The sequence below is a fragment of the Xanthomonas sp. AM6 genome (assembly GCF_025665335.1).
Classification (GTDB): domain Bacteria; phylum Pseudomonadota; class Gammaproteobacteria; order Xanthomonadales; family Xanthomonadaceae; genus Xanthomonas_A.
In genome coordinates this window covers 1,437,678-1,458,812 of record NZ_CP106869.1, presented here as the reverse complement: position 1 = coordinate 1,458,812, position 21,135 = coordinate 1,437,678, and the positions used below count along the sequence as shown (strand labels likewise).

The window sequence follows — 21,135 nt, the reverse complement described above, 5'->3', positions numbered from 1 at the left end:
GAGTCGGCCGTCGCCTGCCGCCACCACCGGCCACCGGATCGGCTGCGGACGTGCGCGCCGATGTCCCAGCGGGCGGGACAAAGCCCCTCTCCCACCGGGAGAAGGGTTGGGTCGAGGGTCCGGGCGAAGCCGCACGCAATCGGGTGCGCATGCCCACGCGCCGCTATGCACGCCCCCCTCGATGCTGAGCGCCATCTCCCCCGAAAATGGGGCCATGGTCCCGGTGGGAACAGGAGGATCAGCCGATCAAGCCGCGCGACAGGCCGGCACTGCCGCGGTGCGTTGCCGGTACCCAAGCGCGCTCTCCCACCGCGCGCGCGCATCCCAGGCAGACGCACCGAGCAGGGCAACCGCGTCAGCGATGGCGCGATGATTGAACCACCCAGGCTGCCAGCCAGCACCGGCACTGCGCCGTCTGGACGCCATCGCGCAGCCGAAGGAGAAGCCGATCGAAGTCGGCGAACACGGCTGCCTGCGACAGCAAGGCGGTCGCTTGGCGGACTCGCGCAGCATCGTTGCTGCCTGCAGCCAGTCCGGGTCCAGCGCGGACGCATGCAGGCGACGATGGAACGCGATGGCGGCAACGCCGCCGGCTCGCAGACCGATCACTGCGCGGACGATCCGTCGACGCACTTCGGTGGCACCTCGGCGGCACGCCGGCGCACGGCGCGCACCGCGACGACGGCAAGCGGGCGCCCATAAAAAAGCTCCCTCCCCGCTGGGCACCGGGGAGAGAGCTTAGGTACGGCTATCGGGATTTATCAGATCAGATCAGCGGCGCGGGGGTTGCCGGCAGCGCGACCGGAGCGGTCTTCTTCTTGCGGGCAGCCGGCTTCTTCTTCGCGACGGCCTTCTTGGCGACGGCCTTCTTCGCGGCCGGCTTCTTGGCAGCCGACTTCTTGACCGCCTTCTTCGCCGTGGCCTTCTTCGCGGTCTTCTTCACCGCCTTCTTCGCGGTGGCCTTCTTCGCGGTCTTCTTGGTGGCGGTCTTCTTGGTGGCTGCCTTCTTCGCAGTCTTCTTCACCGCCTTCTTCGCAGCGGTCTTCTTGGTGGTGGCCTTCTTGACGGCCTTCTTCACCCCGGCGACCTTCTTGGCGACTTTCTTGGCAGCCTTCTTGACCGCCTTCTTTACCGAGACCTTCTTCGCTGCCGGCTTCTTGGCGGCAGTCTTCTTGACCGCTTTCTTAGCGGCCGGCTTCTTTTTCGCAGCTTTCTTCGTGGCCATGGGATGGCTCCTCGTCAGTGAACTATGGATTGAAAACGCCCAGTTAAAGCAAACCCGCGGCGCTGGTCCGCCTGCGGGATCCGCCGGCGCGTAATGCGGGCCGGGTCGGATACAGAAACACCCGTACCGAAACTCGATACGGGTGCCGTGCCAGGGGAGACATTGCGTTTCTCGGAGGGAAGCGACACCTGATCCACCATCATCGGGTTCCTGGCGGATGTCCAAGTTGTGCTTCGCGTTTTGATGTCGATCCGATTCACTCGCTTTCGCAGCAACGTCTGCTGGGCGAAACCTAATCACGGTTTTTTTTACTGTCAACAGTTCCGCGCAATTTTTTTTCAGGCGCCGCGCGCGGCGACGGCCGCGATCGCCGCGATCGGCGGCGTGCGGACCGCGACGGCGGCGGCCGCCAAACCCGCGACGAATCTTCCACGCAAACAAAAACAGCGGAAATTCCCGTGGTTTTTTGCAACAGGCCGATGCGACCGGCAGTTCCGCGCGGTGTCGCGCGCAGCGTCGGCGGCAGCGCGACGCGCGCGCGAGGCTGTCCGCAAGCTGAAAAAACTTTTCGCCGCGCGTGCTGTTCCGGCATCGCACAAGAGCAAATGCGCAAAACTGCGCAAACTTTTTCGCGCTGTTCGGCGCTTGCCGGCGCGTGCGCGCGCCGCCGCGCGGCGCATCGCGCAGACACGCGACGGCGGCGCGACCTGCGTTCGACGCGCCGCTTTCCTCACCGGCACGTCACGCCCATGCCGCCGACGCGCCGCGTTTCGTCGCGCATCGCGTCCGTCGCCGAGCGCGCGTTCGTCTCGCCGATGGCGCCGCATGTGCGCGCCGCGGCGAACGCGTTCGGAGCGGACGCATGCGACGTTCGGACCAAGCCGTCGGAGCGCATCGAGCGCTGCGGCGGTCGGCAGCCGGCCGGCGTGCGCCCCGTGCTGCGATGGGATGCAACGCGCAGCGCGGCCAGTGCCAAAAATCCGACGCGACATCCGCTCGCGGCCGCGTCTCTTCCGCGATGCCGCTTCGGCTGGCCGGCAGCGACGACGCTGGGCGCGCCGCAAAGCGCGGCGCGTGCGCCGCCTCCTTCGCGCACGCCGCGTCTCGCCCATCCGCGCCGCGCGCCGAACAGGCGGTTGCCGAGCACACTCGGCTCCTTGCCGCACCGCCGGTTCGCCTGCGGCGCCCCAAACGAAAACCGGCCGCACAAGGCGGCCGGTTCGGCTGTCGCGAAAAGGCGGATCGGCTCAGTGGCCGTCTTCCTCGAGCAGTTCGGCGTAGTCGTCGGGGGTCAGCAGGTCGTTCAACTGTTCCTGGTCGTCGATCTCCAGCACGAAGATCCAGCCTTCGCCGTAGGCGTCCTCGTTGATCGTCTCCGGCTTGTCGCTGAGCGCGGCGTTGACCTCGACCACCTTGCCGGTGAGCGGGCTGTACACGTCCGAGGCGGCCTTGACCGACTCGACCACGGCCACGCCGTTGCCGGCGACGACCTCGTCGCCGACGTTGGGCAGTTCGACGTAGACCAGGTCGCCGAGCAGGCCCTGGGCATGATCGGAGATGCCGATGGTCACGCGCCCGTTGCCTTCGACGCGCGCCCATTCATGGGACTTGAGGAATTTGAGGTCGCCAGGGATCTCGCTCATGGGGCTGCTCCGGAAGAAGACGATGTCGGGGATGGACGGCTAGTGTAGCGAACCGGATGCTCCGGGAAGAAGTCGCCGACGCATCGCGGCGACCGGCGGCTCAACCGACAATGCCGGGCTGGACCTGGCCTTCGCGCACGAACGGGAACTTGACCACGCGCACCGGCACCTCCTTGCCGCGGATGTCCACGCGCACCGCACCGGGTTCGCCGGCCGGCACGCGCGCGAACGCGATCGCCTTGCCCAGCGTCGGCGAGAACGTACCGGAGAGGATCTCGCCCTCGCCCTGCGCGGTCAGCACCTTCTGGCCGTGACGCAGCACGCCCTTGTCGTCCATCACCAGGCCGATCATCTGCCGCGGCGCGCCGTTGGCCTTGTGCGCCTCGAGCACGTCGCGGCCGACGAACACGCGGCCCTCGTCCAGCGTCACCGTCCAGGCCAGCGCCGCCTCGTACGGCGAGACGGTCTCGTCCATGTCCTGCCCGTACAGGTTCATGCCCGCCTCCAGGCGCAGCGTGTCGCGCGCGCCCAGCCCGGCCGGCTTGACCCCCGCCTGCAGCAGCGCGTTCCAGAACGCCACCGCCTGCTCCTGCGGCAGCACGATCTCGAAGCCGTCCTCGCCGGTGTAGCCGGTGCGCGCGACGAACAGCGCCACGCCGTCGGCCGAGGTCGCCTCGAACGCGGCGAAGCGGCCCAGCTTCTGCACCGCGGCGCGGTCGTCCTCGCGCAGCAGGCCGATCACCTTGGCGCGCGCGTTGGGACCCTGCACCGCGATCATCGCGAAGTCCTCGCGCTCGCGCACCTCCACGCCGAACGCCTGCGCCTGCGCGCCGATCCAGGCCAGGTCCTTGGCACGCGTGGCGGCGTTGACCACCAGGCGGAAGAACGTGTCGGACATGTAGTAGACGATCAGGTCGTCGATCACCCCGCCCTGGGGATTGAGCATGCAGGTGTACAGCGCCTTGCCCGGCAGCTTCAGCTTGTCCACCGAGTTGGCCAGCAGGTGGCGCAGGAACCCGCGCACCTGGGTGCCATGCAGGTCGACCACGGTCATGTGGCTGACGTCGAACATGCCCGCGTCGCTGCGCACCTGATGGTGCTCGTCGATCTGCGAACCGTAGTGGATCGGCATGTCCCAGCCGCCGAAGTCGACCATCTTGGCGCCGAGGGCGCGATGGCTGTCGTTGAGGATGGTCTTCTGGGTCATGGCGCGGGTCCGTGAGGAAAAGTCCCCCATTATCGCCGGCCGTGCGGGGGAGAAGGAACGGGACCCGGGATTCGGGATTGCAGGATGCCGCGCGGTTCCAGGTCGCGGTCGAGCGATCCGATGAAAGCGCGGATGCCGAAGAAGCAAGGGCGGCCTGATTTCGACCCACGCATTCCGTGGGAGGGGCTTCAGCCCCGACGCATTAGTGGTAACGCGTCGAGGCTGAAGCCCCTCCCACAGAAGAGCACGCATGCCTAGCGCTTGCGCAACCGAATCCCCAATCCCGGCTCCCCAGCCTCACTCCGCCTGCACCAACAGCGTCATCCCATCCACTCCGACGATGCGCACCGCGCTGCCCGCCGGCAGGTCGGGGCCGCCGACCACCCAGAACGCGTCGTCGACCTTGGCGCGGCCGCGGCCGGCCTGGATCGGTTGGTCCAGGGTCACCACGCGGCCGATCAGCTGCTCGGCGCGGCGGTTGAGCAGCGGCCGGTCGCTGACCCGGTCGCGGCCGCGGAACCAAGTGCGGTACACCTGGATCGAGACGAAGCTGAGCACCACGAAGGCCGCGATCTGCAGCAGCAGCGGGACGTCCGGCAGCACCAGCACCGCGACGAACACCGCCGCGGCGGCGAAGCCCATCCACAGCATGAACGCGCCCGGCGCCAGCGCTTCGGCCGCGAACAGCAGCAAGGTCAGCGCGCCCCACGCCACCACCTCCGCGCGCATGGCTCAGGCTCCGCTGCGCGGCGGCATGCCGCGCGGCACCGCCGGCGGCGCGGCCTGCTGCTTGCCCAGCGCCTCGCGCGCCAGTTCCGCGATGCCGGCGATCGAGCCGATGATGCCGCTGGACTCCATCGGCATCAGCACGAACTTCTGGTTCGGCGCGGTGGCCAGTTCCTTGAACGCCTCCACGTACTTCTGCGCGACGAAGTAGTTGATCGCCTGCACGTCGCCCTCGGCGATCGCCTTGGACACCATCGCGGTGGCGCGCGCCTCGGCCTCGGCCAGGCGCTCGCGCGCCTCGGCGTCGCGGAACGCGGCCTCCTTGCGGCCTTCGGCTTCCAGCACCGCGGCCTGCTTCTCGCCGTCGGCGCGCAGGATCTCCGACTGCCGCGAACCCTCGGCCTCGAGGATCTGCGCGCGCTTCTCGCGCTCGGCCTTCATCTGCCGCGCCATCGAATCGATCAGGTCGCGCGGCGGCTGGATGTCGCGGATCTCGATGCGGGTGACCTTGATGCCCCACGGATTGGTGGCGTGGTCGACCACGCTGAGCAGCTGCGCGTTGATGGTCTCGCGCTGGCTCAGCGATTCGTCCAGGTCCATCGAGCCGATCACGGTGCGGATGTTGGTCTGCACCAGCGCGATCGTGGCGATCTCCAGGTTCGACACTTCATAGGCGGCCTTGGCCGCGTCCAGCACCTGGAAGAACACCACCCCGTCCACGCGCACCACCGCGTTGTCCTTGGTGATCACGTCCTGGCTGGGCACGTCCAGCACCTGCTCCATCATGTTGACCTTGCGGCCCACGCCGTAGACCACCGGGATCAGGAAGTGCAGGCCCGGCGACAGGGTGTGGGTGTAGCGGCCGAAACGCTCCACCGTCCACTGGAAGCCTTGCGGCACCATGCGCACGGTCTTGAACAGGACGATGACGCCGGCGATGAGGATCACCAGCGCGAGGAAATAGGTGGACGGCATCAGGTTGCTCCATTAACCAAAAGGATGACTGCAGCGCGAGTATAGCGAGCGCCGCCAGGCGGCCGGCGCTACCAGCGGATGCGCCCGAGCAGCATGTCCCTGAACATGACCCAGTCGCCGGCCAAGGAATACAGCGGGTGGCGGAAGGTCGCCGGGCGGTTCTTCTCGAAGAGGAAGTGGCCGATCCAGGCGCAGCCGTAGCCGCACAATGGCGCCGCCCACAGCCAGCGCGGCTGGCCGGTGCACAGCGCCAGCAGCACGGCCAGCAGCACCGCGACGCTGCCGGCGAAATGCAGCCGCCGCGACAGCGGATGCCGGTGCTCGCTCAAATAGAATGGATAGAACTCGCGGAAGCTGGCGAAGCGGCGCATGCGGCGGCCCTCCCGAGGCAACGCAGGCCGCCAGCATACGCCGCACTGGCGCCCGTATTAAAGAAGGTGTGCCCGCGCCGGCGCTGCAGGCGCATGGCGCCCTGCCCATCCAGCCGAGCGGTCCGGGGGTCGGCATCGGGCAGCGCCGCGACCACCGCGGCCTGCTGCTGCATCCGCACGCGCCCAGCGCGGTGACGTCGAACGTCTCGTGGAAGATGCTGAGCGGCCCCGCAACGCCGGTCGCCGTACTGGACGATTGCGGCGCACGGCGTGCGCCGACCCGCCGCGCGCGTCAGCCCTGCCGCGGCGCGAACATGATCACCGCCATGCCCAGCAGGCACAGGCCGGCGCCGAGCAGGTCCCAGCGCGTGGGCCGGATCGATTCCACCGCCCACAGCCACAGCAACGCCACCGCGATGTAGACGCCGCCGTAGGCGGCATAGACGCGGCCGCTGGCCTGCGGATGCAGGCTCAGCAACCAGACGAACAGGGCCAGGCTGGCGGCCGCCGGCAACAGCAGCCAGGCGCTGCGCTGCTCGCGCAGCCACAGGTACGGCAGGTAGCAGCCGGCGATCTCGGCCAGCGCGGTCAGCACGAACAGCAGCAGCGTCTTCACCGCGCCGGGTCGCGTTCCTGGCGCTTGGCGCGCTGCCAGTACGCCTCCTGCTGCTCCAGCGCCAGGCCATCCAGCGCAGTGCCGTCGTGCTGCGCCAGCTGCTCCATCGCGCGGAAGCGGCGCTCGAATTTCTGGTTGGCGTGGCGCAGCGCGGCGCCGACGTCGACCTGGGCGTGGCGCGCGAGGTTGGCGCAGACGAACAGCAGGTCGCCGATCTCGTCCTGCAGCCGCGCCTGGTTGTCCTGCACCGGGCCGCGCGCGAACTCCGCGCGCACTTCCTCCAGTTCTTCCTGCAGCTTGTCCAGCACCGGCCCCGGCTGCGGCCAGTCGAAGCCGACCCGCGCCGCGCGCGCCTGCAGCTTCACCGCGCGCTGCCATTCCGGCAGGCCGCGCGCGATCCCGGCCAGCGCCGAGCTGTCGGTCTTGCCGGCCGCGGCGCGCTCGTCGCGCTTGATCTGCTCCCAGTTCAGCGTCTGCTGCCGGGCATCGGCGACCTGGCTGTCGCCGAACACGTGCGGATGCCGGCGCACCATCTTGTCGCAGATCGCTTCGACCACGTCGTCGAAACCGAAGGCCCCCTGCTCGCGCGCCATCTGCGCATGGAACACCACCTGCAGCAGCAGGTCGCCGAGTTCGTCCTTCAGTTCGCCCAGGTCGTGGCGGTCGATCGCGTCGGCGACCTCGTACGCTTCCTCGATCGTGTACGCGGCGATGCTGGCGAAATCCTGCTCCAGGTCCCAGGGGCAGCCGTGCTCGCGGTCGCGCAGGCGCGCCATGATCTCGAGCAGGGCGGGAAGGTCGTAACGGGCTGCGGTCACGGGGTGGTTCCGATGCGACGGCAACGGCGCCGCCTGGCCGTTAGTTTGGCAGAGCGGCCGGCGCGGCGGGCGGCACGCACGCGGCGACCGGCGCTACGCGGCGTTCGTGCACAAGGTGCGCCGAACGCCGCAAACCTCCTGCGTTGCCAGCGGCGCGCGTCGCAACCGGGTCAACCGCAGCGGCGACGCCGAAGCCGCCGGCAGCGCCGCTCAGCCCAGCCAGCTGCGCCAGGGCAGCGACGGATCGCCCAGCGCCATGAAGTCGCCGTTGAGCAGCGATTCGCGCCGGTTGTAGCGGAACGGCTTGCCGGTACCGGCTGCGAGCAAGACGCCACCGGCGGACTGCAGCACGCACTGGCCGGCCGCGGTGTCCCATTCGGAGGTCGGGCCGAAGCGCGGGTACACGTCCAGCTCGCCGTCGGCGATGCGGCAGAACTTCAGCGACGAGCCCTGCGCGATCACCTCGGTCTCGCCCATGCGCTGCAGCAGCGCATCGGTGCGCGGATCGCGGTGCGAACGGCTGGCGGCCACCCGCAGCGGCGTGGCGGCCGGCCGCCGCGTGTCCAGCGCGGTGTCGCGGAAGCCGTCGCGGCGGTAGGCCTGCTCGCCGCGCACCGCGTGCCAGACGCGGCCGTCGACCGGCGCCTGGACCACGCCGAACACCGGCGCGCCCTGGTGGATCAGCGCGATGTTGACGCTGAACTCGCCGTTGCGCTTGACGAACTCGCGGGTGCCGTCGAGCGGGTCCACCAGCCAGTAGCTCGTCCAGTGCTCGCGCACCTCCCACGGAATGTGCGCCGATTCCTCCGACAGCACCGGCAGGTCCGGGGTCAGCCGCTCCAGGCCCTCGACGATGATCCGGTGCGCGGCCAGGTCGGCCTGGGTCAGCGGGCTGGCGTCGGCCTTGTGCTCGACCTCGAAGCCGGTGGCGTAGACGGCCATGATCGCCGCGGCGGCGTCGATGGCGATGGCGATGACGGTTTCGCGCAGGTCTGCGGTGATGCGGATCATCCGGCGCGACCCAGCCACTCGCGGACGATGAACAGCGCCGCCAGCGAACGCCCTTCGGAAAAATCCTCGCGCAACATCAATTGATCCAGTTCAGCCAGTTTCCAGGGCACCACTTCAAGTTCCTCCGGCTCGTCGCCGGCCAGTTTTTCGGGATAGAGGTCTTGCGCCAGCACCAGCCACGACTGGTGGCTCATATAGGTGGGCGCCAGGGTCATCGCGCGCAGCACCTGCAGCTGCCGGGCGCCGTAGCCGGCCTCTTCCTTGAGTTCGCGGTCGGCCGCCTGCAGCGGCGTCTCGCCGGCATCGATGCGGCCCTTGACCAGGCCCAGCTCGTAGCGGTGCACACCAGCGGCGTATTCGCGTACCAGCAGCACGGTCTGCGCGTCCAGCATCGGCACCACCACCACCGCGCCGTGGCCGGGGGACTTGAGCCGGTGGAACACGCGCCGCTCGCCGTTGCTGAACTCCAGGTCCAGCTCCTCGACCTTGCGTTCGCTGGCGGACTCGCTGCGCTCGCGCAGCGCATGGATGATCGGCAACGGACGGCTCACGCCGCCACCCCGCGGCGCGGCGCGGCGTCGGCCGATAGAATGCACGGAGCGAAGAACCTGTTCATGAGCGCGAAATGCTAACAGACCTGACCGCATCACAGACTGCCGCCGCGTGGCGGCAACGCGACCTCGCCGTGCTGTGGCACCCCTGTACGCAGATGCGCGAGCATCCGGACACCCTGCCGCTGCTGCCGATCGCGCGCGGCGAAGGCGCCTGGCTGATCGATCACGAGGGCAACCGCTACCTGGATGCGGTGAGCAGCTGGTGGACCAACCTGTTCGGCCACAGCGAGCCGCGCATCGCCGCGGCCATCGCCGCGCAGGCCACGCAGCTGGAACAGGTGATGCTGGCCGGCTTCAGCCACGCGCCGGCGGTGGAGCTGGCCGAGCAGCTGCTGGCGCTGGCGCCGCGCCAGGACGGGCGCGCGCCGCTGGCCAAGGTGTTCTACGCCGACAACGGCTCGGCCGGGGTCGAAGTGGCGCTGAAGATGGCCTTCCACTATTTCCACAACCGCGGCGAGACCCGCCGCACCCGCTTCGTCGCGCTGGAGAACGGCTACCACGGCGAGACCATCGGCGCGCTGGCGGTCGGCGACATCCCGCTGTACCGGCGGGTGTACGCGCCGCTGCTGGCCGAGGCGCTGTTCGCGCCCTCGCCCGATGCCTACCTCGCCGCGCCGGGGCAGACCGCGCGGCAGCGCGCCGATGCCGCCGCCGATGCGCTGGCCGACCTGTTCGACCGCCATCCGGGCGAGATCTGCGCGGTGATCCTGGAACCGCGCCTGCAATGCGCCGGCGGCATGCGCATGCACGATCCGGCCTACCTGCGCCGCGCGCGCGAACTGTGCGACGCCAACGGCGCGTTCCTGATCGCCGACGAGATCGCCACCGGCTTCGGCCGCACCGGCACCCTGTTCGCCTGCGAGCAGGCCGGGGTGATGCCGGACCTGCTGTGCCTGTCCAAGGGCCTGACCGGCGGCTTCCTGCCGCTATCGGCGGTGCTGGCCACGCAACACTTATATGACGCCTTCCTCGACGACAGCCGCGAGCGCGCGTTCCTGCACTCGCACAGCTACACCGGCAACCCGCTGGCCTGCGCCGCGGCGCTGGCCTGCCTGCGGATCTTCCAGCAGGACGACGTGATCATGCGCAACCGCGGCACGGCCGAGACCATGCGCGCGCTGTCGGCGCCGTTCAACGACCACCCGCACGTGGCCGACGTGCGCCAGGCCGGGATGGTGGTCGCGTTCGAACTGACCCGCGACGGCGACAGGCGCACCCCGTTCGCGGCCGGCGCGCGGGTCGGCCTGCACGCCTATCGCGCGGCGCTGCGGCGCGGCGTGGTGCTGCGCCCGCTGGGCGACGTGCTGTACTGGATGCCGCCGTACTGCGTGGACGACGAGCAGTTGGCGCTGCTCGCCGAAACCACCCTGGCCGCGATCGACGAGGCCGTGGCATGCGCCTGACCCGCTGCCATGTCGAGCTGCCGCTGCGCGAGGGCGACGACCTGGTACTGCCGGAGGACGTCGCCGGGCACCTGCTGCGCGTGCTGCGCTTGCGCGAGGGCGACCGTTGCGTGCTGTTCAACGGCGACGGCTGCGATTACGACGCCGAACTGCTGCAGGTCGGCAAGCGCGGCGCCAGCGCGCGGATCGGCGCGGCGCGGCCGGCGCACAACGAATCGCCGCTGGCGATCACCCTGCTGCAGGGCGTGGCGCGCGGCGAGAAGATGGACCTGATCCTGCAGAAGGCGACCGAACTGGGCGTGGCCGCGATCGTGCCGGTGTGGGCCGAGCGCACCGAAGTGAAGCTCGACGCCGCGCGGGTGGACAAGCGCGTGGCGCACTGGCGCAGCGTGGTCGTCTCGGCCTGCGAGCAATCCGGCCGCGCGCGCGTGCCCGCGCTGTCCGCGCCGCTGGCGCTGGCCGATGCCGCGGCGGCCGTGGCCGGCGAACAACTGAAGCTCACCCTCGATCCGCAGGGCGAGCACCGGCTGCGCACGCTGCAGATCGCCGGCAACGCAGCGACGATCGCGATCGGCCCGGAAGGCGGCTGGTCGCCGCGCGATCGCGCCACGCTGCAGGCCGCCGGCTTCGCCGCGCTGCGCCTGGGGCCGCGCATCCTGCGCACCGAAACCGCCGGGCTGGCCGCGATCGCGGTGCTGCAGGCGCAGCATGGCGACCTGTGAGCTGACGCACACAATCGTGTAGACATCGGCGCGGAAAGGTGCCGCGCAAAACGGCGCCGCAGCGCGCCTCGCGCTTGCGTATTCGCCTGGAAAACAGCGGTTTTTGAACAAAATCGCCGCCGCGCACGCGTTGACAACGAAGGACAAGCGCGACACAGTCGGCGCTCCTGAGCCAACACGGATCCCTCCGGTTTGGATCGATCAAAACCCTGTCACGCAGCATCGCCGTGCGGCGGCCTGCCCCGACGACGTCCGCACGCAGCACGACGCGCGCCCTCCGCCGCTACCGCATCCATCCGCTGCGCGCGCTCGCCGGCACGCAGCACGGCCGGATTCCGGACGCCGCATCCGCCGCTCGGCGGCAGGCGCGCGCTGCCGCCCGTTTCGATTCACCCATCGCGCCGCATCCGGGCCGATGGCGTCGCTTGCCCGCCGCCACGCCGGCGGGCCTTTCGTGTCCTGTGCATCTTTCGGAGACCGCCCGCTTGAATCGCATCCGCCTCGCTCCCCTGGCCTTCGCCGTCGCCGCCGTCCTGGCCGCGCCCGCCAGCGCCCTCGCCCAACAACTTCCCGAGCAACCGCGCGACGCCACGGCGCCGCCCACGGCCGACGGCACGGCCGCCACGACTAGCGCCCAGGCTTCGCCCGCGGTCCAGGAACTGGATGCGGTCAAGGTCACCGGCTACCGCGCCAGCCTGCAGAAATCGCTCAACATCAAGCGCAACGCCGACGCCATCGTCGATGCGATCTCGGCCGAGGACGTGGGCAAGTTCCCCGCCGCCAACGTCGCCGAATCGCTGTCGCACCTGCCCGGGGTCAGCGTCGACCGCCAGTTCGGCGAAGGCGAGAAGGTGTCGATCCTGGGCACCGACCCGGCCTTGAACCGGGTCCTGCTCAACGGCCAGAGCATCGCCTCCACCAGCTGGGGCGGCGATCCGAACAACCCGGACAGCCGCTCGTTCAACTACTCGCTGCTGGCGCCGGAGGTGATCGGCAGCGCCGAGGTGTACAAAAGCCCGCAGGCCAGCATCGACGAAGGCAGCCTCGGCGGCACCGTGATCCTGCACACGCGCAAGCCGCTGGAACTGGAGCCGGACCTGCTGACCGGCAGCGTCAGCTACGGCTACAACGACCGCTCCGAGGACGGCAAGCCCAACGCCTCGCTGCTGTACAACTGGAAGAACGACGCCGGCACGCTCGGCGTGCTCGGTTCGGTGATGCATTCGGAACGCTCGCTGCGCCGCGACGGCGTGGAGATCTTCGGCTACAGCGACATCCAGGGCGCCGGATTCCCCGATGCGGTCGCCGCCGGCAAGCAGGGCGTCTACCCGACCGCGATCAACAGCGCGCTGTTCACCCAGACCCGCAAGCGCGACGGCGTCACCGGCTCGCTGCAGTGGAAACCCAACGACGCGTTCGAGCTGACCTACACCGGCCTGTACGTCGAGGAGACCTTCGACAACGTCAACCAGAGCCGCTACGCCAACTTCGTCCCGGCCAACGCCACCGCGCTGGACGTGGTCGACGGCGTCGCCACCTCCGGCGCCTACGGCGGCAACGCCGAGACCATCCTCGATTCGTACGTGCGCAACACCACGGTCAAGACCAGCAGCAACACCCTGCGCGGCGATTGGCATGGCGACGGCTGGAACGTCTCCGGCCAGGTCGGCGCGACCCGCTCGGCCGGCGGCGCCGACCGCATCTACGGCCTCACCTTCCGCGGCAACGGCGCCTACGACTACGCGATCGACCATCGCAGGGTCGGCGTGGACTACGCCGTGCCGCCGTCGGCGCTGGACACGATGTCGGTGATCGGCGCCACCGTGAACCGCTATCCGAACCTGGACAAGGAACGCTACGCGCAGCTGGACTTCGACCACGACGTGGCCTGGGGCCCGATCACCAAGCTGCGGCTCGGAGTGAAGGCCACCCGCCACAGCACCGCCCAGGACATGTACTACGACAGCTTCCCGGCCGATCCGGCCACCACGCTGGGCGCGGTCTACGGCGGCGACACGCCCGGCGGCTACCTGGACGGCCTGTCGGTCAGCGACGACATGCGCCATTGGCCGCGGCAGAGCCCGGGCGCGCTGATCGGCTACGTCAGCGGCCTGCCCGGCAGCGATACGCTGGCGCCCAGCTACGGCAGCACCTTCGACGTGGTCGAGCGCAACCGCGCCGCCTACCTGCAGGCCGATTTCTCCGGCTACAACTACCGCGGCAACATCGGCGTGCGCTACGTCAACACCCGCGACGCGATCGGCGGCTACCAGTACGACGGCAGCGCCTATGCGCCGGTGCGCTACAACAAGTCCTACGGCGAATGGCTGCCGTCGCTGAACTTCGCCTACGACCTGTCCGACGCACTGATCCTGCGCGTGGCCGCGGCCAAGGTGATCGCCCGCCCGCGCTATGCCGACCTCACCCCCTACGTCAACGCCGACGACAACAAGCTCACCGCCAGCAGTGGCAATCCGGCGCTGGATCCGTACCGCTCCACCAACTACGGCGCGTCGCTGGAATGGTATTTCGCGCCCAACAGCGTGCTCGCCGGCGAGCTGTTCTACCGCGACATCTCCAACTACATCCTGCAGACCCTGGTGCAGCGGCCGCTGCACAACAACACCTATAACCGCGAGGACATCTACGAGGTGACCCTGCCGCAGAACTCCGGCGCGGCCAAGGTCAAGGGCGTGTCGCTGAGCTACCAGCAGGAACTGGGCGGCGGTTTCGGCGTGGCGGCGAACTACACCTATTCCAAGGCCGACACCCAGGGCGACTACAACCTGCCCTACAACTCCAAGAACAGCTACAACCTCAGCCCCTACTTCGAGAAGGGGCCCTGGGAAGCGCGGCTGACCCTGGGCTGGCGTTCGGCCTACTTCACCCAGATCGGGCGCCTGGGCGCGAACCAGATGACCGACGCCTTCACCCAGCTCGATGCGTCGGTGTCCTACGCGATCACCGACAAGGTCAAGCTGCAGCTGGAAGGCAGCAACCTGCTCGACGAGACCTACTACAGCTACGTCGGCCAGGAGAGCCAGCCCTACTACCTGTACAAGAACGGGCGCGGCTACATGCTCAGCGTGCACTTCACGCTGTAGTCGCGGCGATGGCGGCGGCGGCGCGGCCGCCGCCGCCATGCGCGCATGCCCGGCCGCGGCTTCGTCGCTGGCCGGCACGAAACGTCGCTGCAGGAGCGATTGCGCGCCGGCGACGGGCGCCGAGATCGAGAAGAAAAAGCCCGTGGCGACGGATCGCCGCGACGGGCCACGCGGCGCCCGCCCGACGCGGCCGCCTGCATGCGGGAGCGACTTCAGTCGCGGCGTGCGTTACCGACCGACCGGTCGCAACCGGTCCGCTTCGACGCCGCGAACCACCGGATCGCGACGCGCTACCGCTGCTGCTGCAGGAACCAGTTGGCCGCGCCGATCACCCCGAGCTGGCCGTGCTCCACGAGCTTCACCGGGATCTGCTCCAGCGCCGGACGCATCGCGCCCTTGTTCAAGTAGCGCGCGACGAAATCGCTGGCGGCCAGGAATTCGCCGATCTGCGGCAGGAAGCCGCCGGCCAGGTAGATGCCGCTCTGGATGCCGTACAGCAGCGCCATGTCGCCGACCACGCTGCCGAGCAGGCCGCAGAACGCCGACAGCGCCTCGCGCGCCAGCGCATCGTGCCCGGCCAGCGCCGCCGCGGTGACCTCGCTGGGCGTGGCATGCACCGGCGCAGCGTCGCGCAGTTCGCACAACACTCTATAGAGGTTGAGCAACCCGGGACCGGACAGGAAATGCTCCACCGGCACGTAGCTGCGCGTGCGCAGCAGCCGTTGCGCCATGGCCAACTCCAGTTCGCTGCCCAGCGGCAGGGCCGCATGGCCGGCTTCGGTGGCCAGCACCACGGCGCCGCCGTTGGCGGGAATCCAGACCGCCGCGCCCAGCCCGGTCCCCGGGCCGATCACCAGCGCCGGTCCGCGCTGCGCCTTGCGCGGGCCGGTCACGTGCAGCACTTCGCTGGCGTCCATTGACGAGGCCGCGTACGCCACCGCCTCGAAATCGTTGACCAGGTGCAATGCCTGCAGGCCCAGGCGCTCGCGGATCTCCGGCGGCGACAGGCTCCACGGCAGGTTGGTGGTGATCACCCGGCCGTCCTCCAGCGCATAGCCGGCGCTGGCGATCACGCCGCGGGTGGGCGCCGGCCCGGTCACCCCGGACAGGAACTCGCCGATGATCTCGGCCAGGCCCGGGTAGTCGGCACAGCGGTACTTGCGATAGTCCAGCACCTTGACCGGCGCGGTGTCGGTCGCGTCACCGCGCGCCACCAGGCCGATCCGGACATGCGTGCCGCCGACGTCGGCGGCGATGAAAGGCTCGGCGCGCGAGGCGGCCGCTCCTACTGGCGAACTGCTTGCAGACACGTATTCTCCCGTTGCGCCCGATGGGGCGCACGCCAACTGGCCTGTTGATCGATCGAGTTTCGGACCACTTTGACAACGTTGTCAAGGTGAATGTCGTCCAGTCTCGCCCTTCCTCGCTCCTTCACCATCGCCATCGTGGCGTGGTCGTTGTCCTGTCCGAACGGGTCACACCCATGCCATGCAGGGCTGTCCACCAGTGAACAGTTGTCGCAAAAAGTTCGCCGCAATGCACAAAATTACGAAAAAAGTGTGCTGCCGACCACAATGGGCGGGACACCGCAGATGCGGCAGCAAATGCACCCCTCAATTCTGCCCGCGGCATAATTTCCTTCGTAGACAAATACCTACGTCCAGCACTGGCGCCTTCTCCCACGCCATTGCGGTGCACTTGGCGGCAATCGCACCGAGATTTGTCAAGATTCCGTGAAGCATGTGTTGACAACGCTGTCAGCGCTATTACAGACTCGAATCACACAAATTTTTACAGCTTCGAGACATGGCACGTTCAGGGCCTGGAACCAGCACCGACTGCAGTTCCAGCGTCATGGCAAGCGCGTACCGGAGCCGTCCTACGGCGCGCGCCCGCGATGGAAAGCGGATCGCTTGCGCCACTGCCCGCCGGGACGTCCGGCGAGCACGGAATATCAGGACATGCACTGCTTGCTGTATTTGGTTTTGCACCAGGAAACAAAGGAAGGACCGGCGCTTCGGTGCCGCCGGCCGGCTACTTCCGCGTCAGCGACCGGACGACGCGCACCGAACGCGACACGCGCAGCCACCGCAAGGGGACGCGCCATACAGGCCGGGCAGCGGCCAGCACGCCGGAACACCGGTTGGCACCTCATGCCCATGTACCAACCCAGAGGTTTAGCCAATGAATAGCCGCACCACTACGTTAGCCATCAGCATCATGGCCGCGCTGTACCTGTCCGGTAATGCAATGGCGCAGGAAGCACCCGCTTCCGGCGCAGAGTCGAAGAACGTCCAGGAACTGGACACGATCACCGTCACCGGCTACCGCGCCTCGCTGGAGAAGAGCCAGGCAGTCAAGCGCTCGGCCAACTCCATCGTCGACGCGATCAGCGCCGAGGACATCGGCAAGTTCCCGGACACCAACGCCGCCGAGTCGCTGGCGCATCTGCCCGGCATCAGCGTGGACCGCCAGTTCGGCGAAGGCGAGAAGGTCAGCATCAACGGCACCGACCCGGCGCTGAACCGCGTGCTGCTCAACGGCCAGACCATCGCTTCGGGCGACTGGGGCGGCAACCCGTCCGACACCAGCGGCCGCACCTTCAACTACACCCTGCTGTCGCCGGAAATCATCGGCCTGATGGAGGTCTACAAGACCCCGGAAGCCCGCATCGACGAAGGCTCAATCGGCGGCACCGTGATCGTGCACACCCGCAAGCCGCTGGACCTGCCGAAGAACACCATCCGCGGCTCGGTCGGCTACAACTACAACGACCGTTCGGAAGAAGGCAATCCGCGCGGCTCGGCGCTGTGGAGCTGGAAGAACGACGACGAGACCTTCGGCGCGCTGATCTCCGCCACCCACGACAAGCAGGACATCGCGCGCGCCGGCATCGAGTTCTTCGGCTACACCACCGGCGCCGGTATCCCCGCCACCGCTGCCATTTCGGGCGACGGAGGTAACGTTGCTACTGCCAAGGTTCCGGCCGGCATCAACAGCGCCTACTTCCAGCAGACCCGCGAGCGCAACGGCCTGCAGGGCGCGCTGCAGTGGAAGCCGAACGAGCAGAACGAGTTCAACCTGACCGGCATCTACATCAAGGGCAAGTACAACAACTTCAGCGAATCGCGCTACGTCTGTCCGGCGTGCAACAGCGATCTGCAGAAGGTGACCAGCGCCAACGTCCAGAACGGCTACATCACCTCCGGCACCGTCACCGATGGCGCCGCCGGCCAGCCGTACGCCCAGCTCGACACCAACTATCGCGAGAGCGAGGTCACCACCAAGAGCGTGAACCTGCGCCACGACTGGTACGGCGACAACTGGGTGTTCACCACCCAGGTCGGCACCACCAAGGCGACCGGCGGCAAGAATCCGGAATACCTGATGAAGTTCCTGCTGCAGGACGGCGGCTACAACTTCAACTACGACGGCTCGCACACCGGCGTCACCTACGACAACAACAGCGCCTCCAACTGGGGCCTGGCGTCCGGCCAGCAGGCCGGCGGCGTCGAGTACACCACCACCGAGGACAAGGAAAAGTACTTCCAGTTCGATGCGGCCCGCGATCTGGAATGGGGCCCGTTCAACAAGGTGCTGGTGGGCTACAAGTACATCAACCACAACAACGGCCAGAACTCGCGCGGCAATGCGATCTTCGCCAACCAGGACGTGCTGCTCACCGATTTCAGCCCGGGCACCACGCCGGGCGGCCTGTACGACGGCCTGGGCGCCAGCGGCGACCTGGTCACCTGGCCGACCGCCAACCTCAACTCGGTGCTGGACTACCTGAAGGGTCTGCCGCAGCCCGCGCTGACGCCCAAGTTCGGCCAGATCTACGACGTCAAGGAAATCACCAGTGACCTGTACGCGCAGATGAACTTCGAGGCCGGCAAGTTCCGCGGCAACGTGGGCCTGCGCTACGCCGACACCAAGGACAAGTCGCAGTACTACCAGACCAGCGATGGCGGCACCACCTACTCGTTCCAGCAGGTCAGCAACGAATACAAGAAGCCGCTGCCGAGCTTCAACATCGCCTATGACCTGGACGACACCAAGGTGCTGCGCTTCTCGGCGGCGAAGGTGATCGCGCGTCCGCGTTACGGCGACCTGGCCGGTTCGTTCTCGCTCAACAGCACCAGCGGCGACCTGACCGCCAGCGGCGGCAACCCGGACCTGAAGCCGTACGAGTCGACCAACTACGACCTGGCCGCCGAATGGTATTTCGCCCCGTCCAGCATGCTGTCGGCGGAACTGTTCTACCGCGACATCGGTTCCTACATCGTCAGCACCACGACCACCGAGATCCTCAGCGACCCGACCAACGGCATCGTCAACCAGCCGTATAGCGTGACCCGTCCGGTCAACGCCACCGGCGCCAAGGTCAAGGGCGCGTCGCTGAACTACCAGCAGGCGTTCGGCTACGGCTTCGGCCTGCAGGCGAACTACACCTATGCCGAGTCCAGCTCCGAGGACGGCCTGAACCTGCCGTACCTGTCGCGCAACACCTACAACGTGATCCCCTACTGGGAAAACGGTCCGTGGATGGTGCGGGTGAACTACAGCTACCGCTCCAAGTACTTCACCCAGATCGGCCGCCTGGACTCGAACGTCTTCACCGACGAGTACAAGCAGCTCGACCTGACCGCCTCGTACGAGATCAACGACTGGATGAGCGTCAACATCAGCGCCACCAACCTGCTCGACTCCACCTACTACTGGTACAACGAGGTCAAGTACGCGCCGATCGGCATGTACAAGAACGGCCGCGGCTACCAGGCGCAGCTGAACTTCAAGTTCTGATGTAGGACTGGCGCGCCACCGACCCTCCACGGTGGCGCGCCCTTTTTTTGCCTGTCCGATCCACGCGACACCGCTACATGCAGGAGCGCAGCGCGCGCCACGCGTCCACCGGTCCGGGCGCGCAGGGCCGCTCCTACAATTCCCGGGCCGGCGCGTCCATGCGCCGGGACCGACTTCGACACAGGAGTGCAGTTCCATGACGTCCGAGACCCGCCTGCGCGCGGACCGATCCCGCCACGCCGGAGCTGTACGCAAGACTCTGGCAAGCAGTTTCTCCCTCATTCTCGCGTTGGCGGCCGTGTCCGCCGACGCCGCGGATGCGCCGTCGCCGACCGCGCCCACCGCCGCCACGCTCAGCCCCGACCAGATCGACCAGCAATGGCTGCAGGCCACCGCCGCGTACGCGCCCGAGCGCGCGCGGCTGGTCCGCGAAGCCGCCGCCGGCGCGCGCAAGGGACCGTTCCGTCCGGATTGGGCCTCGCTGAAGAACTACCGATCGCCCGGCTGGTACGACAACGCCAAGTTCGGCATCTTCATCCACTGGGGCGTGTTCTCGGTGCCGGCCTTCGGCAACGAGTGGTACTCGCGCAACATGTACCAACCCGACAGCAAAGAGAGCAAGGACTACGCGCACCACCGCGAGAAATACGGCCCGCAAGCCACGTTCGGCTACAAGGACCTGATCCCGCTGTTCACCGCGCCCAAGTTCGACCCGCAGGGCTGGGCTAGGCTGTTCCGCGATGCCGGCGCGCGCTACGTGGTGCCGGTGGCCGAACACCACGACGGCTTCGCGATGTACGACTCGCGGCTGTCGGAATGGACCGCGGCCAAGATGGGCCCCAAGCGCGACGTGATCGGCGAGCTGTCCAAGGCGATCCGCGCCGAAGGCCTGCATTTCGGCCTGTCCTCGCACCGCGCCGAGCACAACTGGTTCTTCGACGGCGGCCGCACGTTCGAGTCCGACGTCAACGATCCGCGCTACGCCGGCCTGTACGGCCCGGCGCAGATCCGGCTGCGCGGCAAGGACGACGCCGACGTCGCCAACGACTGGACGCCGGTGTCGCAGGCCTGGCTGGACGACTGGCTGGCGCGCACCACCGAGCTGGTCGACCGCTACGACCCGGAACTGATCTATTTCGACTGGTGGATCGCCCACCCCACCTTCCGCAGCACCCTGCCGACCATGCTGGCGTACTACTACAACCATGGCGCCGCGCGCGGCGACGGGGTGGTGGTGAACTACAAGCTCGGCGCGTTCCCGGACGGCGCGGGCACGCTGGACATCGAGCGTGGCCAGCTCACCGGCATCCACCCCACCCACTGGCAGACCGACACCTCGGTCAGCAACGCCTCGTGGGGCTACGTGGAGAACGACACCTACAAGACCCCGACCTTCATCGTGCACATGCTGGTGGACGTGGTCAGCAAGAACGGCAACCTCATGCTCAACATCGGCCCGCGCGCCGACGGCTCGATCCCCGACACCGAGCGCGACATCCTGCTGTCGATCGGCAAGTGGCTCAAGACCAACGGCGAGGCGATCTACGACAGCCAGCCGTGGCGCACCTACGGCGAAGGTCCGACCGAAGTGGTCGGCGGCACCTTCCAGGACACCAAGACCAAGCCCTACACCGCCGAGGACTTCCGCTTCACCACCGGCCACGGCGCGCTGTACGCGATCGAGCTGGGCTGGCCGGCCGGCGGCAAGGCGGTGATCCGCTCGCTCACGCCCGAGGACGGCGTGCGCGGCGTGACCCTGCTGGCCACCGGCAGGAAAGTGCCGTTCGAACAGCGCGCCGACGGCCTGCACCTGACCCTGCCGGCCAAGCCCGCCGGCGAACACGCCTACGTATTCCGCATCGACCTGCCCTCCCCCACCCGCTAACGGATATCCCCC

The 21,135-nt window shown here is 68.3% G+C and carries 16 protein-coding genes and 1 pseudogene; 6 read left to right on the top strand and 11 right to left on the bottom strand.

Annotated features, from left to right (window positions below; translation table 11 throughout):
• Window positions 1–818: 818 nt before the first annotated feature.
• Window positions 819–1,226 (top strand): annotated as a pseudogene (locus tag OCJ37_RS21000) (hypothetical protein); the annotation flags it as partial.
• Window positions 1,227–1,955: 729 nt separating this feature from the next.
• On the opposite strand, the gene OCJ37_RS05980 reads toward OCJ37_RS21000, so the two are convergent.
• The 10 genes from OCJ37_RS05980 to nudE form a co-directional block, all read right to left on the bottom strand.
• Window positions 1,956–2,372 carry a hypothetical protein gene (locus tag OCJ37_RS05980; RefSeq protein ID WP_263112766.1) on the bottom strand — a complete coding sequence of 139 codons (417 nt, stop codon included), beginning with the start codon at window positions 2,370–2,372 and terminating at the stop codon, window positions 1,956–1,958.
• Window positions 2,373–2,472: 100 nt separating this feature from the next.
• Window positions 2,473–2,868, bottom strand: coding sequence for a glycine cleavage system protein GcvH (gene gcvH, locus OCJ37_RS05975; protein ID WP_263112765.1), 396 nt, complete (start codon window positions 2,866–2,868; stop codon window positions 2,473–2,475).
• A 100-nt stretch (window positions 2,869–2,968) separates the two neighbouring features.
• The gene (gene gcvT / locus OCJ37_RS05970) at window positions 2,969–4,075 is read right to left on the bottom strand and encodes a glycine cleavage system aminomethyltransferase GcvT (RefSeq protein ID WP_263112764.1); all 1,107 of its coding nucleotides are present in this window, start codon (window positions 4,073–4,075) and stop codon (window positions 2,969–2,971) included.
• A 297-nt stretch (window positions 4,076–4,372) separates the two neighbouring features.
• Window positions 4,373–4,804 (bottom strand): NfeD family protein, encoded by a 432-nt coding sequence (locus OCJ37_RS05965; RefSeq protein ID WP_263112763.1) that lies wholly within the window; start codon window positions 4,802–4,804, stop codon window positions 4,373–4,375.
• 3 nt (window positions 4,805–4,807) lie between these two features.
• Complete coding sequence (locus tag OCJ37_RS05960; protein WP_263112762.1) at window positions 4,808–5,776, bottom strand: SPFH domain-containing protein; 969 nt, start codon at window positions 5,774–5,776, stop codon at window positions 4,808–4,810.
• 68 nt (window positions 5,777–5,844) lie between these two features.
• The gene (locus OCJ37_RS05955; RefSeq protein WP_263112761.1) at window positions 5,845–6,147 is read right to left on the bottom strand and encodes an Mpo1-like protein; all 303 of its coding nucleotides are present in this window, start codon (window positions 6,145–6,147) and stop codon (window positions 5,845–5,847) included.
• Between the two features lie 292 nt (window positions 6,148–6,439).
• Complete coding sequence (locus tag OCJ37_RS05950) at window positions 6,440–6,763, bottom strand: YnfA family protein (protein WP_263112760.1); 324 nt, start codon at window positions 6,761–6,763, stop codon at window positions 6,440–6,442.
• Window positions 6,760–7,539 (bottom strand): nucleoside triphosphate pyrophosphohydrolase, encoded by a 780-nt coding sequence (mazG, locus tag OCJ37_RS05945; RefSeq protein WP_263113599.1) that lies wholly within the window; start codon window positions 7,537–7,539, stop codon window positions 6,760–6,762. Before mazG ends, OCJ37_RS05950 begins: the two co-directional genes overlap by 4 nt.
• A gap of 252 nt (window positions 7,540–7,791) precedes the next feature.
• Window positions 7,792–8,592 carry a 3'(2'),5'-bisphosphate nucleotidase CysQ gene (gene cysQ / locus OCJ37_RS05940; RefSeq protein ID WP_263112759.1) on the bottom strand — a complete coding sequence of 267 codons (801 nt, stop codon included), beginning with the start codon at window positions 8,590–8,592 and terminating at the stop codon, window positions 7,792–7,794.
• Window positions 8,589–9,143, bottom strand: a complete 555-nt coding sequence (gene nudE, locus OCJ37_RS05935) for an ADP compounds hydrolase NudE (protein WP_263112758.1) — start codon at window positions 9,141–9,143, stop codon at window positions 8,589–8,591. Before nudE ends, cysQ begins: the two co-directional genes overlap by 4 nt.
• Window positions 9,144–9,217: 74 nt before the next feature.
• Between nudE and bioA the strand changes: the two genes are divergently transcribed.
• The 3 genes from bioA (at window position 9,218) to OCJ37_RS05920 (ending at window position 14,435) form a co-directional block, all read left to right on the top strand.
• Window positions 9,218–10,609, top strand: a complete 1,392-nt coding sequence (gene bioA, locus OCJ37_RS05930) for an adenosylmethionine--8-amino-7-oxononanoate transaminase (RefSeq protein ID WP_263112757.1) — start codon at window positions 9,218–9,220, stop codon at window positions 10,607–10,609.
• The gene (locus OCJ37_RS05925; protein WP_263112756.1) at window positions 10,600–11,331 is read left to right on the top strand and encodes a 16S rRNA (uracil(1498)-N(3))-methyltransferase; all 732 of its coding nucleotides are present in this window, start codon (window positions 10,600–10,602) and stop codon (window positions 11,329–11,331) included. Before bioA ends, OCJ37_RS05925 begins: the two co-directional genes overlap by 10 nt.
• Window positions 11,332–11,816: 485 nt before the next feature.
• Window positions 11,817–14,435: a TonB-dependent receptor gene (locus OCJ37_RS05920; protein WP_263112755.1), complete on the top strand. Its 2,619-nt coding sequence runs from the start codon at window positions 11,817–11,819 to the stop codon at window positions 14,433–14,435.
• Window positions 14,436–14,725: 290 nt separating this feature from the next.
• Here OCJ37_RS05920 and OCJ37_RS05915 read toward each other — a convergent pair whose 3' ends face one another.
• Window positions 14,726–15,745 carry a glucokinase family protein gene (locus OCJ37_RS05915; RefSeq protein ID WP_263112754.1) on the bottom strand — a complete coding sequence of 340 codons (1,020 nt, stop codon included), beginning with the start codon at window positions 15,743–15,745 and terminating at the stop codon, window positions 14,726–14,728.
• Window positions 15,746–16,619: 874 nt separating this feature from the next.
• Here OCJ37_RS05915 and OCJ37_RS05910 point away from each other — a divergent pair.
• A complete protein-coding gene (locus tag OCJ37_RS05910) occupies window positions 16,620–19,238 on the top strand; it encodes a TonB-dependent receptor (RefSeq protein WP_263112753.1) in 2,619 nt (872 codons plus the stop codon).
• Window positions 19,239–19,434: 196 nt separating this feature from the next.
• Complete coding sequence (locus tag OCJ37_RS05905) at window positions 19,435–21,123, top strand: alpha-L-fucosidase (RefSeq protein WP_263112752.1); 1,689 nt, start codon at window positions 19,435–19,437, stop codon at window positions 21,121–21,123.
• The last annotated feature ends 12 nt before the right edge of the window (window positions 21,124–21,135 follow it).